The following is a 13,875-nucleotide window of genomic DNA, read 5'->3' on the forward strand; positions in this document are numbered from 1 at the left end:
TCAACCCGCTCGGGTTGGCAGGGGAGGGAGGCTATAATCGGCCTCCCTTTCCGTTTCAAGAAGATCATCTCATCATGCGGACCTTCACCAAGCTGCTCCTGCCGCTCTTCACCGCCCTGGTGGCCAGCACGGCCCATGCCGACATCTGTGCCGACCTGCGCGCCATCCACCAGCAGTCGCAGTCGCATTTTGACGGCTGGAAGAAAGACGGCCCCGATTCCGTCATGAAGAGCGAGAAGCGCGGCCCGATCTATCTGTCCAACTTCATGCTCGATGGCGCCGAGAGTTGCGCCATTGCCGACAATTCCTCGGTCTATACCTGCATCTGGCGCTATCCCACGCCGGCCGACATGGGCCGCGCCTATCAGCGCCTGGTCAACGATGTGAAGGCTTGTGCGCCGCTGGCGAAAGAGCCTCCGGGCATCATCGCCGACGAGCCGCAGGAGCGCCGTCAGGGCGACTTGCGCCAGATCACGGAAGTCACCGGCCTGGACTACGCCGACGCCGAAGTGACGATTCTGATCGGACAGATGCAGCTGACCGGTCCGCGCGGCCTGGCGCGCAATGAGCTCAAGCTGAGCTTCTCGCGCCCGCAACCGCGCTGAGGCGGTCCGCCGGGCCCGGATGGCCCGGCTCATGTCGTGCGGCGCATCGAAACATTGTGCTCAATGGCCCGAGATGCACCGCCACCGGCCTGGTGGCGGTGCATTTCATTGCATTTAACGGGCGCTGGACTAGAATAGGCACGCTTTTACTTTTGAACTTTCCGCGAGTACCGCGCGATCCCTGGAGCAACATTGAACAACAACCACTATCCCCATCCCATCATCGCCCGCGAAGGCTGGCCCTTCCTGACCATCGCCGTGGTCGTGGCAGCGCTGGCAAGCTATTTCTGTGGCGCCTGGTCCTTCCCGCTGTGGATCATCGCGCTGTTCGTGCTGCAGTTTTTCCGCGACCCGCCGCGCGTCATCCCGCAAGCCGCCAATGCCGTGCTGTCCCCGGCCGATGGCCGCATCGTTGTGGTGGCCCGTGCCCATGATCCCTACACTGACCGCGAAGCCCTGAAGATCAGCGTCTTCATGAACGTCTTCAACGTCCATTCCAACCGTGCCCCGGTGGATGGCAAGATCGAGAAGGTGCAGTACTTCCCCGGCAAGTTCGTCAATGCCGACCTCGACAAGGCCTCGCTGGAAAACGAACGCAACGCCCTGGCCATCACCACCACCAGCGGCCACAGCGTGACCTGCGTGCAGGTGGCTGGCCTGATCGCCCGCCGTATCCTCTGTTACGTGAAGGCCGGCGACACCCTGGCCCGTGGTCAGCGCTATGGCTTCATCCGTTTCGGTTCGCGCGTGGACGTGTACCTGCCGCTGACGGCCACCCCCAAGGTCACCGTCGGTGAAAAGGTCTCGGCCACCGAAACCATTCTGGCCGAACTCTGATCACACCACGAAGGCCTCACCGCGGCCACCCCTGCATGCGCTTGCAGCGGTACCACGGATGAGGCCCAAGCGCAGACTGCGTACTGCGATTTCCGTCCTCCTCACTGATAGATATCGATGCCCACATTACGACGACGCAAGGCCAAGCCCGGCATTCCCTTCCCGAAATCCCTGCGCCGCCCCAAGGTCGCGCAACTGGACGAGGCCGGGCAGGTAGTGGCGCGGCGGCGCTCGCGCGGCATCTACCTGTTGCCCAACGCCTTCACCACGGCGGCGCTCTTCTGCGGGTTCTACGCCATCGTGATGGCCATGAACCTCAAGTTCGACTATGCCTCCATCGCCATCTTCGTGGCCATGGTGCTGGACAGCCTGGATGGTCGCGTGGCCCGCATGACCAATACCCAAAGCGAATTCGGCGCCCAGTACGACAGCTTGTCCGACATGGTCTCCTTCGGCGCCGCGCCGGCGCTGGTGGTCTATGAATGGTCGCTGCGCGGCATGGGCAAGCTGGGCTGGCTGGCGGCCTTCGTCTACTGCGCCGGCGGTGCGCTGCGCCTGGCCCGCTTCAATACCAACATCGCCGTGGTCGACAAGCGCTACTTCCAGGGCTTGCCCAGCCCGGCCGCGGCCGCCCTGGTGGCCGGTTTCGTCTGGCTGATGGATGACCTGCGCTTTGCCGGCACCGACCTGAGCTGGTACGCCTGGGTCATTACCCTCTACGCCGGCATCACCATGGTCACCAATGTGCCGTTCTACAGCTTCAAGGATGTCAACTTCCGCAAGCCGGTGCCCTTCATTGCGGCGCTGCTGGTGGTGGTGGCACTGGTGCTCATTTCCAGCGACCCGTCCAAGGTATTGTTCGGACTGTTCGTGCTGTATGGCCTGTCCGGCTATGGCGTCTATGTCTGGCGCCGCATGAAGGGCAAGCCGGTCAGCATCGTGCAGACCACGGATGAGCACGGGGATGCCCCGCATTGATCCGGTTTTCTTGTAGAACAAGAAAAAAGACAACGCAACACACCCGGCTCAGACCGGGTGTTTTTTCGCTGGCTATCGGGGCTATCGATTTTTATGATTTTCATTCAGACATCGGAAAATGTAACTGAAGGAAACAGCAGCGACATCTGACCATGCCCGGCCTTGCCGATGCCCCCGGAGTTGCCTAGAATCGACGGGTAGCAGTCTTTTCCTGCATATTCCACATTGGCGGCATGAACATGGCCATCGATACTTCATTGACAACCCTCGGCGGTTCCGACCCCTACGGCCTGCCTGCCGGTGTCGTCCCCGGCAATCCGGTCAAGCCAGCCAACAACCCTGCGGCCCTGGCTCAGGCGGTCGCGCTGTCGACGGATGCTTCGGTGATCGTCACCCTGGGAGGCGGCTCGGCCGACAATGCCGGGCTGACCTACAATGCTGCCGGTCTGTTCGACAGCTTTGTCAGTGCCGGTACGCCGGTGAGCACCCCGGACAGCACGCAGACTGAGGCCACCCAATCCTATTACCAGGGTGTGCTGGGCAGCATTTCCGTCCCTTCTTCTTCCAACACGGGCATCTACGACGGCTCCGGCATGTTTAGCGGACAGGCCCTGGCTTCGCCGCTGTCCCTGCTGCTCAAGTCCAATCCCGACCTGACCGGTTCCATCGTCGAAGACATCGTCAATCAGAGCGTGGTCGGCGGCCTGATCTCGACGACGGCCTGAATCCGTTCCCTTTTTCTTTCAGTGCGTTCAAGCGGCGATGAGTGTGGCCAGATGGCTACACAGTGCGGGGTCCTGGGCGCTGCGTTCGCTGATGCGGTGATCCACACCTGGCAGGTCGATGATGCGGCAGTGGCTGGCCGAGGTGGCGTGCTGGCGGATCAGTTCGGCGATCTCCGCCGGAATGACGGCATCCTCGGCGGCGCGAATCAGGGTCAGTCGTCCGCGATAGGCGTGCATCATCGGCAGCAGATCGGCATCGCGCCAGCTGTGTGGCCGTCGCAAGGCGGCGCTGAAGGCTGGTCCGAAGGGCAGGGCGAAGGCTGCACCATCGTAGAGCGCCCCCACCAGGGTGACCACATGGGTGATCTGGTTGTCCGGCCGGCAGGCCAGGCGCAGGGCGATCTCGCCGCTCATGCTCACGCCCACGACGGTGCGGGGCGCAACCGTCAAGCGATCCAGGGCGGCCTGCGCTTCGTCCAGGCGTTTGGTCAGGGAATTGGGTAGCAGGGCGCTGCTCTGCCCATGGCCGGAAAAGTCGATGGCCGCACTGGCGCAACCGCGTGCGGCCAGGGACTGGCGCAAGGGCCACTGACGCTGGCGATCGCCTTGTCCGGCACCATGCAGTACCAAGGTGTGAACCGACTGGCCCACCGTGCTGCCCAGGATATCGGCTGCCAGCGTTTCCGCACCGACCGCCAGGGTCAGTTCTTCACGCGCACAGGGTTCAGGCGCCGGCACGATGTCAGTCGTCCGGGTGGCGCCGTTCGACGCCGGGCGTGCTGGCGTAATAATGGTGTTTTGCTTCATACATCAGGCTGTCCGCCCGCTGCACCACCTGCTCCAGGCGCTCGCCGGGAGCGCCGGTGGCGGCGCCCATGGACAGGCTCAGCGGCATGCCCGAGTAGTACTGATTGTTCACTTCGACCAGTTTCTCGATCTGTTCCATCAGCAACTGGCAGCCGCGCTCGTCGGTGGCCGGCAGCAGGATGGCGAATTCGTCACCGCCGGTGCGCGCCACGCTGCCGGGACGTTCCACCGCCTTGCCCAGCACTTCGCCCACGCGCCGCAGCAGGGCGTCGCCGGTGGCATGGCCCAGCTCGTCGTTGACTTGCTTCAAGCCATTGAGATCGGCCACGATCACGCTGACCGGGAACGGTCCCTTGCGCTCCAGGCGGTTCAGTTCATCGACCATGTAGGCGCGATTGTGCAGCTTGGTCAGTTCATCGTGCTTGCCGAGGAATTCGAGATAGGCTTCGGCCTTCTTGCGGGCGGTGATGTCGGTCAGGGCCACCAGCACCAGGTCCCAGTTGTTCTCGTGACCGGGGAAGACCGAGAATTGCAGGTGCACGTGCAGGGTCTCGCCGGTGAGAGAATAGTTGACCACTTCGCGGTGGTGCAGCAGATTGCCGTTCCACAGCTCGATCAACTGTTCGTTGAAATGCGGTCGCATGTCGTCGCGGAACACGTCGGACAGGCGCGAGAGCAAGGTCGCCTTGTCCGGCGCGCCGAACATGGACAGCGTCTGCAGGTTCACGTCGATGACGCGGATCTCCTGCATGCAGCGTTCCACGAATTCCGGATGCACATCCGTGAAAGTGCGGAAATCGGTGATGCCGATGCGATGCAGGTCGTCGAAGAGGCGCTTGACTGCGCTGAAATCTTCCACCCACAGCGAGATGGGTGAATATTCAAACAAGCCGCGCGCATAGTTTTCGCTGCGCGAGAGTTTCTTGCGCGCGGTTTCACGTTCGGTCACGTTCTCGATGGCCAGCAGGACGTAATCCCAACTCTCTTCACTGCCGGGCATGATGCGGCCGGAGAGCTGGATGTCCAGACGCTTGCCGCCCAGGGTGTAATTCACGGTATAACTGGAAAAGGTGCTGCGGCCTTCCCATAACTGCACCATCTCGTCGATGAAGGTGTCGATCATGTCATCCCGGAACACCTTGTCCAGGTTCGCCACCAGATGCGCCAGGTCGCGCGCTTCATACCATTCCAGGGTGCGACGGTTGACCGCGACCACGCGGATCTGCATGGCGCAGGCCTGCGCCCGGCGGGGATCCTGGCTCAGGTAGCTGCGCAGGTCGGTCACGCCGTCGGCGCGCCATTGGTCGAACAGCCGCTTCAAGCCGCTGTAATCCTCTTTCCACAAGGAAACGGGGGTCAGGTCGAAAGTCTCCTGTTCGGAAAGAGTCGGAACGGGGCGAGCGGGGGAGGATTCGTTCTGCATGACACTTCATCTTTTGCTGATGATGAAGTGTAATGGTTTTACGGAAACTTCTGCATTACTTCCCACCCCGGTTTTTCCGTTTTGCGCAACTTTATCGCTGAAATCCTGATCCAGATGCGTATTTATTAACTAAAAGTTAATTTCGATCACATCGGCTTTGCACATCCGGCATCCCGTACGCGGCGGCTGGCCGTCCAGCGCCGCATGCCACGCAGCCAGCCCGGCAGGCGGTCAGACCAGGGCTGTCGCAGCGGCCGCAGGCACAACAGCTCGCCGCCTTGCGGGGCCAGGATGCCGATCCAGCCCTCATGCGCCAGCACCATCTGCTCGCCATCGGCCAGCCGGGTGTGGCGGCTGACCAGGCGTTCGCCTTGCCACTGCGCCGATTCGGTCACGCATACCTGCGGGGCCTGGCAGAGCAACTGGCTGCCCGCAGGAAGCCACAGTTGCAGATGCTGGCCCATCGCCAGTGGCAGGACCTGGACGGTGGTGCGGGCAGGAAGCGGGGCAGTCATGGTGTTCTCCTTGTCGAATGGGTCAGCCTGCAGTCTAGGGAGGACGATGCAGGCGCAACAGGCACAGGAAAATTCACTCTGCTGCGTAACAGGCTGATTGTTTTTGCTCTGTTATCCCTGCTTTTCGCCTACTCTGTATCTGTTTCGGTTCCGACCTCAGGACGATGATGACTGTTATGGATACCAGCCTGCTCCTCCCCGACCTGCAGCCTGCGGCACCGCCGCCGGGCACTCCCGCCTCGGCGCTTGCCGCCGCGCCTGATTCCGACTCCGGCCCCGGCCGTCAGCCGCTGTACCGGCGTCTGGCCGGGCATTACCAGGGCGCCATCCAGACCGGCACGCTGGTGGCGGGTGACCGCATGCCGTCGGTGCGCGATCTCATGCGCCAGCACCAGGTGAGCCTGTCGACGGCCCTGCAGACGTTGCGGCATATGGAAGAGGGCGGCTGGCTGGAAGCACGTCCGCGTTCCGGCTATTTCGTGCGCCAGCCGCGCCGCTCGGCGATCCGACCGGTGCAGGAGCCCAAGAGCCTGATGGCCATCGATCCCGAGCAGTATGTCGGCATCCATGAAAAGGTCTCCAAGTACATCGCCCTGCGTCAGAGTGGCGCGCCCCGCATCGACCTCTCCGGCATGACCTGTGCCCCCGAGCTGTATGCGGTGGAGACCTTGAAGCAGGCCGCCATGCGCGCCCTGCGCGAGCGGCCCGAACTGCTCACCAGCGCCATGCCGCACAACGGCAACGCCACCTTCCGCCAGGCGGTGGCGCGGCGCGCATTGCATCACGGCATGCGCATCGATCATGAAGAAGTGGTCGTCACCCACGGTTGTATCGAGGCGCTCAACCTGGCCCTGCGCGCCGTGGCCGGACCGGGCGACACCATTGCGGTGGAGTCGCCCACTTATTTCGGCCTGCTGCAGGCGCTGGAAAACCTGGGCATGAAGGCGCTGGAAATCCCGACCAGTCCGCACACCGGCATCTCGGTGGAGGCGCTGGAGCTGGCAGTGCGCAGCTACGGCAACATCAAGGGGGTGGTGGTGGTGCCCAACCTGCAAAATCCGCTGGGCTGCATCATGCCCGAGGAGCACAAGGACCGGCTGGTCAGGCTATGTGAAGAATTGCGCCTGCCCCTCATCGAGGACGACGCCTACACCGAGCTGGCCGATGGCAACGTGGCGCCTTCCAGCCTCAAGAGTCGTGACCGCAGCGGCAATGTGATCTATTGCGCATCGTTGAACAAGGTGCTGGCCCCGGGCATGCGGCTGGGATGGATGAATGGCGGACGCTGGCATGAGCGGGTCAAGATGCTCAAGTTCACCCATACCCGCGCCAACGAGGAGTGGACACAGGTCACCGCCGCCGATTTCATCGCCAGCCCGGCCTATGACCGCCATCTGCGCCGCCTGCGGCAGTTGTTGAAGGAGCAGCGCGAGCGCATGGCCGAGTCGATTGCGGCCTATTTCCCGGAAGGCACGCGCCTGAATGTGCCCAATGGCGGCGTGGGGCTGTGGGTGGAACTGCCGGTGCAGGTCTGCTCGCAGCAGCTGTTCGAGCGGGCGCTGGTGGAGGGCGTGGGGGTCTCGCCGGGGGCCATCTTTTCCAATTCCAACCGTTACGGTCACTTTTTGCGCATCTGCTGTGGTCATCCCTTCACCCGTGAACTGGACCAGGCCTTGCGCCGCCTGGGCAGCATCGGCCACAGCCTGGCCTTTCCCTAGCGGCAAGCAGGAATTCAGGAGAATCAGGCATTGCCCGAAAGGGCAGTCTGCTGCAGACTTGTAAAGATATGTAAAGAGCGCGGACAGTCCGTCCCGCGCCTCACGCGCTTTACGAGGGGGGAGCAGGCCATGCCTGAGCAGCAGACCACGCACATCCAGCAATCGCACGCGGCCCGCCTGAATGCGGCCATCGACGCCCACATGGCCGGGCGCCTGGAGGAGGCGCGCGCCGTCTACGAAGCGGTGCTGGAAGACGATCCCATCGAACCGGTAGCGCTGCACTTCTACGGCATCTGGCTGCACCAGGCCGGGCGTCATGCCGAGGCGCTGGACAAGCTGGAGCTCTCCAGCGCCCTCGAACCCGACAATGCCGCCTGGCACAACGACCTGGGCAATGTGCTCTTTGCGCTGGGCGAACTGGACGGTGCGGCCCAGGCCTATGGTGCCGCGCTGGAGATCACGCCTGCGGATCACATGATCTGGAACAACCTGGGAGCCGCGCACCTGCAGCAGGGGCGCCGCGACGAGGCCATCGCCGCCTTCCGGCGCGCCGTCGAGATTGCGCCGGAATTTCTGCCGGCGCTGCTGCACCTGGGCAATCTCTTCGAGGCGGCAGGGGACAAGATGCAGGCCTCGCACTACCAGTGCCGCGCTTATGTGCTGCCGCCGATGGAGGGCAAGTCCTGGGAGATGGTCGGGATTTCCTTCTACTTCCTGGGTCGCCTGGAAGAGGCTGCACAAGCCTATCGTGCCTGGCGTGACAGCGAACCCGACAATCCGATTGCCGCCCACATGCTGGCGGCCTGCTCGCAGCATGATGTGCCGATGCGCGCCTCGGACCGCTACATCGAATCGCACTTCGACCGTTATGCCGAGACCTTCGAGGCCAATCTGCTGGACAGTCTGGGCTATCGCGGCCCCGGCCTGATTGCTCAGGGCGTAGCGCTGGCAGCACCAGCGGCCGGCCAGTGCGCCACCGTCGACATCGGCTGCGGCACCGGGTTGTGCGGTGTTCATCTGCGGCCCTGTTCGCGTCATCTGACCGGTGTCGACCTGGCCGGCAAAATGCTGCAGAAGGCTGCCGCCACCGGCTACTACGATCAACTGGAAAAAGCCGAGATCAGCGATTACCTGCAACGGCATCCGCAATCCTGCGACCTGGTCACGGCAGCCGATACGATGATCTATTTCGGCGATCTGCAGAACGTCTTCACGGCTGTCGCCACGGCCTTGAAGCCGGGTGGCCATTTCGTCTTCACGGTGGAGGTGCTGACCCCGCAGGATGCGGTCAAGGAAGGCTATTGCCTGCATGCCAGCGGACGCTATCGCCACGGTCGCGCTTATGTGCAGTCCCTGTTGCAGGCCGCGGGCATGGAGGTACTGCACCAGAGCGACGAGGTCTTGCGCGAGGAAGTGCGTCAGCCGGTGGCGGGCATGCTGTTCGTGGCGCGCCGGCGGTGAGCCGGCGGCCACTGCGCAGGGCCTCGATCAGGCCGCTGCCGTGAGTGCCGCTTCTACCTGGTCACGATAGGGGATGGGCTGCACCGCACCGTAACCGGTGGTGGAGAGGGCGGCTGCGACATTGGCATAGCGTGCCGCCTGGAAGGGATCGCGCCCGGCCATAAGCTCGGCCATGAAGGCCCCGCCAAAGCAGTCACCTGCACCGGTGGCGTCCAGTGCCTGGACCGGATAGGGGGCCACCATGCGGCGCTGCTCCGACGTGGCGACGTAGCAGCCTTCCTGCCCCAACTTGAAGGCCACCAGCTTCACCCCGTAGGCCAGCAACTGATCGACGATGGCGTCGCGATCATTCAGACCCGTCAGCATCGAGACATCTTCCCAGCTCGGCAGGCAGACATCACAGAGACGCAAGGCGGCGGCCATCTTCTCGCGGGCGCGTGGTAGCGGCCACAGGCGCAGCCGCAGGTTGGTATCCAGCGAAGTGGTCACGCCGGCTGCGCGCGCCTGGGCCATCGCTGCCAGTCCGGCCTCGCAGGCACTCTCACTGATGGCCAGGCTGATGCCTGACAGGTGCAGCGCACTGGCGCCGGCGATGGCCTGCAAGGGCAGATCGGCTGCGCGATAGCGACTGGCAGCCGAACCGGCGCGACGATAGTGGAAGTGATGGCCCTGCGCATCGTGCGTGACGAAATACAGGCCGGTACTGGCGCCGGCCTCCATGCTCACGTGCTGCACATCGACGTTCTCGCGCCGCCACAGGTCCAGCAGGTCCTGGCCGAAATGGTCGTCGCCCACCGCGCTGACATAGCCAGATACCGCGCCCTGGCGGGCGGCGGCGATGGCGAAGTTGGAGGTGTCGCCGCCAAAGCCCTGCAGGTACTGGCGCGGGGTCTCGATGCGCTGGTTGAATTCCACCATGGCTTCGCCGTAGGCGAGGATGGGTTTGCTCATTGCAGGTCTTCTCCGTGGCGATCAGAAGAAGGTCTGCACGATGTCGATGACATCGAAGCGTTGGTCCACCACCACCAGGTGACGCCACTTGTCGAAGGTCAGGCAGGGGTGCGAGATGTCGAAGGCGATCATGTCGCCGACCTGGATGTCGTCTCCCTCGGCAATCTTCAGATAGGCGTGCTGGTCCATCATGCCGGTCACTTGCCAGTGGGGCGGGGTGGCTTGCGGTTGCGTATCCTGGCCCGGGCGGAAGCGCGTGACCGGGGCCGGCAGGCCGGCGTCGAAAGCGGCATCGCGCTTGCCCAGGGCGATGATGGCCTTGTCGCGCTCGGGAATCGATTGCACGTAGGCCCACAGTTGCAGCGCAGGTTGCAACTGGCTGCGCATGCTGTGCGCCACCGGATTGCGCACCTGGATCTGCGATTGCGCGGCACGGTAGATGCCCACGTCATGGGTGAGATAGCAGCCCGGGCGCAGCACCACTTCCAGCGCCGCACCGATGTCGGCCTGGCCGAATTCTTCGGCCACCACGTCGTACCAGGCCGAGCCGGCCCCGGTCAGTATCGCCGGACCCTGCGCCAGGCGGCGCGCCAGGTGGCCTTGCGCGGACAGGTCCTGCAGGCAGGCCACCGCGCGTTGCAGGAAGCGGCGGATGTCGACCTCTTCCTTGAGCACGCCCTCATACACTTCCACGCCAGCCAGGGCAATGCTGTCCCAGCGCGCAATGGCTGCAAGTACCGCCTGCTGTTGCGCTTCATCGCGCACGCCGGTGCGACCACCCGCGGGCCCCAGTTCCAGCAGTACGTTGAGGGTTTGCTTGCGCTCGGCGAAGAAGCGGCCCAGTTGATCGGCCAGTGCAGCCGAATCGACCAGGCAGAAGAATTCGAAGGAGGGATCGGCCAGCAATTCGGAGATGATGGCCATGTTGCGCTTGCCCACCAGCTGGTTGGCCATGATCACGCGGCGCACGCCGTGGTGATAGGCCGCCAGGGTCTGGTGCGCGGTGGCCAGGGTGATGCCCCAGGCACCGGTGTCGAGCTGGCGCGCAAACAGCTTGGGTGCCATGGTGGTCTTGCCGTGCGGGGCCAGTCTGACCTGGTACTGGCCGACGAAATCCTGCATCCACTTCAGGTTGTGGGCGATCTTTTCCTCATACAACACCGCGGCCGGCAGGCTGATGTCTTCATTGAGCAGGTTCCAGCGCACGTTGCCGCCCTGTTGCGGCGTCAGCGGCTGGGTCAGTGCGCCCAGCCCCTTGTTGAGCGGGTCGATCATGCCGGCCTGAAACTGGTTTTGGTAGTTTGTATCACTCATCGCTTTAATTCCTGTGAAATTAGGATTGACGTAATAATATCCTTGAATTTACTATGTTTATGCCGTGTTAGTAAATAACATAAATTGTTTCCACGGCGCCTTCCGGGGTCGCTGGTTTGATCGCCCGCCCATTCCCGCAGACTGAATTTTTCTTCCCATGGCACAGACATTGGACATCATTTCCCGCATCACCGAGCGCAGCAGCACCTTGCGCCTGGCCGAACAGAAGGTGGCTGAAGCGATCCTCGGCGATCTCGCCGCCGCTGCCAGTGCCAGCATCGGCGAACTGGCCGGGAAGGCCGGTGTGTCGGTGGCCAGCGTAACGCGCTTTGCCAAGGCCATGGGGTGCCGCGACGTGCGCGAGTTCAAGTTCCTGCTGGCGCAGGCGGTGGCCGTGGGACAGCGTTTCTTCGATGGCGCCAGGACGGTGCCCTCGGACCAGCCGCCCGAACTGGCTGACGTGGTGTATCGCGACATCCATGCCGTGCTGGAGCTCAACCGCGCCATGCTCAACCCGGAGATGCTGATGCAAGCCGCGTACCTGCTGCTGGGTGCGCGCATGATCTACTGCTTCGGCATGGGCGGCGGCTCCACCATGATGTCCGACGAGGCGCGCTATCGCCTGGTGCGCCTGGGCCGTCCGGTGGCGACCTATCACGATGCGGTGTTGCAGAAGATGGTGGCGGCGACCCTCGACAAGGAGGACGTGCTGCTGGTCTTCTCGACTACCGGCAGCGTACCGGAGCTGCTGGCCAGTTGCGAGGTGGCGCGCGAATACGGCGTCAAGCTCATCGCCATTACCGCGCTGGGTTCACCGCTGGCCAAGATGGCCGATGTGCTGCTGCCCATCAAGACGCTGGAAACCGACCTGATTTTCAAACCATCCTCGTCGCGCTACGCCATGATGGCGACGCTGGACATGCTGGTGCTGGAGCTGGCCTTGCTGCACAAGGAAAGCAGCCAGGAACGCCTGCGCCGCCTCAAGTACGTGCTCGATGCCCATCGCGGCGGCGGCGACCTGCACCAGCCACTGGGAGACTGACATGACATCCATCCCGCATGCTGCCGCTAGCGACAGGCACTGCGACACCCTGATCCGCCATGCCCTGGTCATCGACGGCAGTGGCGCCGAGCCGGTCGCGGCCGACGTGGCCGTGCGCCACGGACGCATCGTCGCCGTGGGCCGGCTTGATGGCTGGCAGGCCCGGCAGCAGATCGACGGCACCGCCCGTGTACTGGCGCCGGGCTTCATCGACGTACATACGCACGACGATACCAACGTCATCCGCACTCCGGAGATGTATCCCAAGCTGTCGCAGGGTGTGACCACGGTGGTGGTCGGCAACTGCGGCATCAGTGCCGCCCCGGTCACGCTCAAGGGGGACCCGCCGGATCCGATGAACCTGCTGGGCAAGTCGGAGGCTTTTCACTATCCCAGCTTTGCCAGCTACGCAGAGGCCGTCAACGCCGCGCAGCCCGCCATCAACGTGGCGGCGCTGGTGGGGCACACGGCCCTGCGCAACAATCACATGGATCGTCTGGACCGCGCCGCCACCGACGCGGAAATTGCCGGCATGCGCGCGCAATTGCGCGAGGCGCTGGAACACGGCGCGCTGGGTCTTTCCACCGGCCTGGCCTATGGCAACGCCATCAACGCGCCCACCGAAGAAGTGCTGGCCCTGGCCGAGCCGCTGGCCGAATTCGGCGGCCTCTACGCCACCCATTTGCGCAGCGAATTCGCCGACATCCTCAATGCGATGGAGGAAGCCTTTCGCATCGGCAAGCATGCGCGCGTGCCGGTGGTGATCTCGCACCTCAAGTGCGCCGGCGTGGAGAACTGGGGGCGCAGCAGTGAAGTGCTGCAGGCGCTGGAAGCCGCCTCGCGTCATCAGCACGTGGGCTGCGACTGCTATCCCTATACCGCCAGCTCGTCCACCCTGGACCTCAAGCAGGTCACCGCCGACTACGACATCCAGGTGACCTGGTCGGAACCGCATCCGGAGCAGGGCGGCAAGATGTTGCAGCAGATCGCCGCCGACTGGGGCGTGGACCTGCATGCCGCCGCCGCGCGCCTGATGCCGGCCGGCGCCGTCTATCACTGCATGTCGGATGACGACGTCAATCGCATCCTCTCCCATCCGGCCACCGTGGTCGGCTCGGACGGGTTGCCCAACGACCCCTTGCCGCATCCGCGCCTGTGGGGCGCCTTCCCGCGTGTGCTGGGCTACTACAGCCGCGAACAGAAACTGTTTTCGCTGGCCACCGCCGTACACAAGATGACCGGCCTGTCGGCGCAACGTTTTGGTCTGGAGCAGCGCGGCCTGGTGCGTGAGGGCTATCACGCCGACCTGGTGCTGTTCGATCCCGAGACCATCCGCGATGCCGCCAGTTTCACCGATCCCATGCAGCCGGCCCATGGCATCGATGCGGTGTGGGTCAATGGACAGCTGGCCTATCGCGGGCAGGACAAGCAGGCCACCCGCGCCCGTGCGGGACGCTTACTGGCGCGCACGGTGCAGAAAACGCCAGCCTGAGTGGCAG

General features: G+C 63.9%; 13 protein-coding genes. 8 read left to right on the top strand and 5 right to left on the bottom strand.

What is annotated here, in order from left to right:
* The first annotated feature begins 74 nt into the window (after positions 1 to 74).
* The 4 genes from HNO82_RS07210 (at position 75) to HNO82_RS07225 (ending at position 3,145) form a co-directional block, all read left to right on the top strand.
* Entirely contained in the window at positions 75 to 605 is a 531-nt protein-coding gene (locus HNO82_RS07210) for a hypothetical protein (RefSeq protein WP_008327598.1), read from the top strand.
* Between the two features lie 192 nt (positions 606 to 797).
* Complete coding sequence (locus HNO82_RS07215; protein ID WP_175343226.1) at positions 798 to 1,442, top strand: phosphatidylserine decarboxylase; 645 nt, start codon at positions 798 to 800, stop codon at positions 1,440 to 1,442.
* A gap of 117 nt (positions 1,443 to 1,559) precedes the next feature.
* Complete coding sequence (gene pssA, locus HNO82_RS07220; RefSeq protein ID WP_008327606.1) at positions 1,560 to 2,420, top strand: CDP-diacylglycerol--serine O-phosphatidyltransferase; 861 nt, start codon at positions 1,560 to 1,562, stop codon at positions 2,418 to 2,420.
* Between the two features lie 239 nt (positions 2,421 to 2,659).
* Positions 2,660 to 3,145 carry a hypothetical protein gene (locus HNO82_RS07225; RefSeq protein ID WP_237713524.1) on the top strand — a complete coding sequence of 162 codons (486 nt, stop codon included), beginning with the start codon at positions 2,660 to 2,662 and terminating at the stop codon, positions 3,143 to 3,145.
* Positions 3,146 to 3,172: 27 nt separating this feature from the next.
* Here HNO82_RS07225 and HNO82_RS07230 read toward each other — a convergent pair whose 3' ends face one another.
* The 3 genes from HNO82_RS07230 to HNO82_RS07240 all read right to left on the bottom strand — a co-directional run bounded on the left by HNO82_RS07230 (position 3,173) and on the right by HNO82_RS07240 (position 5,890).
* A complete protein-coding gene (locus HNO82_RS07230) occupies positions 3,173 to 3,883 on the bottom strand; it encodes an alpha/beta fold hydrolase (RefSeq protein ID WP_008327610.1) in 711 nt (236 codons plus the stop codon).
* Positions 3,884 to 3,887: 4 nt separating this feature from the next.
* Positions 3,888 to 5,375 (bottom strand): sensor domain-containing diguanylate cyclase, encoded by a 1,488-nt coding sequence (locus HNO82_RS07235; protein ID WP_008327612.1) that lies wholly within the window; start codon positions 5,373 to 5,375, stop codon positions 3,888 to 3,890.
* A gap of 146 nt (positions 5,376 to 5,521) precedes the next feature.
* Entirely contained in the window at positions 5,522 to 5,890 is a 369-nt protein-coding gene (locus tag HNO82_RS07240) for a hypothetical protein (RefSeq protein WP_175343227.1), read from the bottom strand.
* 176 nt (positions 5,891 to 6,066) lie between these two features.
* Here HNO82_RS07240 and HNO82_RS07245 point away from each other — a divergent pair, with 176 nt between their 5' ends.
* Positions 6,067 to 7,608 carry an aminotransferase-like domain-containing protein gene (locus HNO82_RS07245; RefSeq protein ID WP_175343228.1) on the top strand — a complete coding sequence of 514 codons (1,542 nt, stop codon included), beginning with the start codon at positions 6,067 to 6,069 and terminating at the stop codon, positions 7,606 to 7,608.
* A gap of 129 nt (positions 7,609 to 7,737) precedes the next feature.
* Positions 7,738 to 9,069 (top strand): tetratricopeptide repeat protein, encoded by a 1,332-nt coding sequence (locus HNO82_RS07250; RefSeq protein ID WP_175343229.1) that lies wholly within the window; start codon positions 7,738 to 7,740, stop codon positions 9,067 to 9,069.
* Between the two features lie 27 nt (positions 9,070 to 9,096).
* Here HNO82_RS07250 and HNO82_RS07255 read toward each other — a convergent pair whose 3' ends face one another.
* The gene (locus tag HNO82_RS07255; RefSeq protein ID WP_175343230.1) at positions 9,097 to 10,020 is read right to left on the bottom strand and encodes a sugar kinase; all 924 of its coding nucleotides are present in this window, start codon (positions 10,018 to 10,020) and stop codon (positions 9,097 to 9,099) included.
* Between the two features lie 21 nt (positions 10,021 to 10,041).
* The gene (locus HNO82_RS07260) at positions 10,042 to 11,334 is read right to left on the bottom strand and encodes an amino acid deaminase (protein ID WP_175343231.1); all 1,293 of its coding nucleotides are present in this window, start codon (positions 11,332 to 11,334) and stop codon (positions 10,042 to 10,044) included.
* Positions 11,335 to 11,491: 157 nt separating this feature from the next.
* Between HNO82_RS07260 and HNO82_RS07265 the strand changes: the two genes are divergently transcribed.
* A complete protein-coding gene (locus HNO82_RS07265) occupies positions 11,492 to 12,376 on the top strand; it encodes a MurR/RpiR family transcriptional regulator (RefSeq protein WP_175343232.1) in 885 nt (294 codons plus the stop codon).
* Position 12,377: 1 nt separating this feature from the next.
* On the top strand, positions 12,378 to 13,868 hold the full coding sequence (locus tag HNO82_RS07270) for an N-acyl-D-amino-acid deacylase family protein (protein WP_175343233.1): 1,491 nt from the start codon (positions 12,378 to 12,380) through the stop codon (positions 13,866 to 13,868).
* The last annotated feature ends 7 nt before the right edge of the window (positions 13,869 to 13,875 follow it).

It is taken from the genome of Herbaspirillum sp. C9C3, assembly GCF_013359625.1.
Classification (GTDB): domain Bacteria; phylum Pseudomonadota; class Gammaproteobacteria; order Burkholderiales; family Burkholderiaceae_D; genus Herbaspirillum.

Bases quoted from the DNA above. Each gene is read 5' to 3' on its own strand.
- pssA (WP_008327606.1), top strand. From the start codon at position 1,560: ATGCCCACATTACGACGACGCAAGGCCAAGCCCGGCATTCCCTTCCCG.
- HNO82_RS07240 (WP_175343227.1), bottom strand. From the start codon at position 5,890: ATGACTGCCCCGCTTCCTGCCCGCACCACCGTCCAGGTCCTGCCACTG.
- HNO82_RS07255 (WP_175343230.1), bottom strand. From the start codon at position 10,020: ATGAGCAAACCCATCCTCGCCTACGGCGAAGCCATGGTGGAATTCAAC.
- HNO82_RS07250 (WP_175343229.1), top strand. From the start codon at position 7,738: ATGCCTGAGCAGCAGACCACGCACATCCAGCAATCGCACGCGGCCCGC.
- HNO82_RS07260 (WP_175343231.1), bottom strand. From the start codon at position 11,334: ATGAGTGATACAAACTACCAAAACCAGTTTCAGGCCGGCATGATCGAC.
- HNO82_RS07210 (WP_008327598.1), top strand. From the start codon at position 75: ATGCGGACCTTCACCAAGCTGCTCCTGCCGCTCTTCACCGCCCTGGTG.
- HNO82_RS07225 (WP_237713524.1), top strand. From the start codon at position 2,660: ATGGCCATCGATACTTCATTGACAACCCTCGGCGGTTCCGACCCCTAC.
- HNO82_RS07245 (WP_175343228.1), top strand. From the start codon at position 6,067: ATGGATACCAGCCTGCTCCTCCCCGACCTGCAGCCTGCGGCACCGCCG.
- HNO82_RS07235 (WP_008327612.1), bottom strand. From the start codon at position 5,375: ATGCAGAACGAATCCTCCCCCGCTCGCCCCGTTCCGACTCTTTCCGAA.
- HNO82_RS07270 (WP_175343233.1), top strand. From the start codon at position 12,378: ATGACATCCATCCCGCATGCTGCCGCTAGCGACAGGCACTGCGACACC.
- HNO82_RS07265 (WP_175343232.1), top strand. From the start codon at position 11,492: ATGGCACAGACATTGGACATCATTTCCCGCATCACCGAGCGCAGCAGC.